The organism is Streptomyces sp. PA03-6a (assembly GCF_033792765.1).
Classification (GTDB): domain Bacteria; phylum Actinomycetota; class Actinomycetes; order Streptomycetales; family Streptomycetaceae; genus Actinacidiphila.
In genome coordinates this window covers 1-1,908 of the sequence record NZ_JARAVK010000533.1, presented here as the reverse complement: position 1 = coordinate 1,908, position 1,908 = coordinate 1, and the positions used below count along the sequence as shown (strand labels likewise).

The 1,908-nt window shown below is 66.2% G+C and carries 1 protein-coding gene and 2 pseudogenes; all 3 read right to left on the bottom strand.

The window, feature by feature from the left end; all coding sequences use genetic code 11:
* Nucleotides 1-45: 45 nt before the first annotated feature.
* Nucleotides 46-231, bottom strand: coding sequence for a hypothetical protein (locus tag PV350_RS46400; protein ID WP_500339286.1), 186 nt, complete (start codon nucleotides 229-231; stop codon nucleotides 46-48).
* 337 nt (nucleotides 232-568) lie between these two features.
* Nucleotides 569-715 (bottom strand): annotated as a pseudogene (locus tag PV350_RS46395) (transposase); the annotation flags it as partial.
* Nucleotides 716-860: 145 nt separating this feature from the next.
* A pseudogene (locus PV350_RS46390) lies at nucleotides 861-1,809 on the bottom strand (IS701 family transposase); the annotation flags it as partial.
* Nucleotides 1,810-1,908: the final 99 nt, after the last annotated feature.

The window sequence follows — 1,908 nt, the reverse complement described above, 5'->3', positions numbered from 1 at the left end:
CGGCTTGGGTGATGTCAAGGCTTCTCTGGTCCCCACCGATGCCCATTAGGTGATGTCGCCGACGTACTTCGTGTTCACCGCGTCGGCGGTGAAGTCACGTCCGATGAGATCGGCTGCCTTCGCTGCCGCCGGGTGGGCGACGGTGGTGCGGTGCTTTTTGTGCAGGCGTAGTCCGGCCAGTCCGACCTGGTGCATGATGCGGGCGATCTTCTTGCGGGCGGGCTCGCCCATCGCGTTGTTCGGCGGTGATCCTGGGGACACCGTAGGTGCCGCCGGAGTCGTGGTGAACCTTGCGTATGCCCATCGCGAGCTTGACGTCGGCCGCCTGCCGGGTCGCCCGGTCGCCTGCGGTGCGGCGTCAGTAGTAGAAGCTGGAGCGGGCGATGCCCAAGATGGGGCACAGCCGCTTCCCAGAGCGGCGCTGGTGGTCGGCGACGAACTGGAAGCGGTACCAGGGCGTCTGGCAGGCGACAAACTTCGCCGCCTCCGCAGGATCTCACGCTCTTCTTCCAGCTCGCGGATCTTCTTCCGCAGAGCGGCGTTCTCTGCCTCCAGCGGCGTCGGCGGCTCAGTCGGCACCTCTTCCCCGGCGCCCCCGCGGCCGACTCAGTCCGGCCACCCGGACCCAGTTCCACAGGGTCTCGGGATTGATCCCCAGATCGGCGGCAACCGATCTGATCGTCGCCTCGGGCCGCGACTGGCACAGCGCGACGGTGTCCGCCTTGAACTACGGCGGATAGTTCTTCATGGCCACGAGATGTCCGTTCTCAGATCCACAGATCCAATGCCTCGTGTGCCCAAGATCAGGGGTCAAGGCCCGTAGGGGGTCGCCACCACTGACACGGCAGCTGTAGTTCGGGTCATGGCTGGTCCTGGAGAGCGTGTCGGTGCTGGTGGCAGGCTCGTGCGAGGGCCTGGTGGTGGCGGCGCCAGGCCATCCAGTGCAGGGTGTGTTCCGTGTCCCTGACTGGTGGTTTGAGGACGAACGCTCGCAGAAGCCGTACGAGTTCGGGGCAGGTCAACGGGACGAGACGGGGGCGGTTCGGCAGGGACTATCGTGGTCGTGGCGGCGGTGGTCAGGGCGAGGACGGCGGATGCGACAAGGGAGAACAGTGACCAGCGCATTCAGGAGTTCCAGCAGGTCACCTGTCCTTCGTCCAGGCCGGTGAAGGTCTTGCCGAGTTGGAAAGTCTCCTCGATCCGCCACCGTCGGCAGATGACGTCCACCAGTTGGGCGAGAGTGACCGGTGCGGGCGACCAGCAGCGGAAGATGGAGATTTCGCCGGTGTACCGGTGCCGGCGGGCGACCAGGACGCTGGTGCCGTCGTCTGCGTGTCCGCCTGGGGTGTCGTCCGCGCGAACATCGAGCCAGGCCCAGTCGTACTCGCGGGTGCCCTTCGTTCCGTGTCCGGTCCGCATGCGCATCCACTCGTGCGGCAGCACCTTGTTGACCATCTGGCGGGCCGTCCACCGGCGGCCCGCTCCATCCGTGACGGTATATGCGTGGGACACACCGACCGCGTAGCCGAGCCCGAGCTCCCGCAGATCCCTGCGCAGTTCATGGCCGCAGTACACCTCGTCGCCGGCGAACCAGCGCGCCTTCACACCCAGCTCAAGCGCGTTGGCGACCATGGCGGAGGTCTGCTGCAGCTTCGTCGCGAACATGATCTCTTCCGGGACGCCGGCCAGGTCGCGGCGTTCCTCGTCCGCGGCCCAGTCCTTCGGCAGGGCCCGATCGATCACCACCCGCACGGACGCGGTGACCGCGGCCAGGTGCACGGCGACCTGGCACAGCCCGACACCTTTGACGGGCTTGTATTTCAATTACTGCTTGTTCTGCTGGAGTTGGTGGGACGGTGGGTCATGCCTGTGCGTCTGCCTGTCCTTGTGTTACGGGCCAAGTTTGAT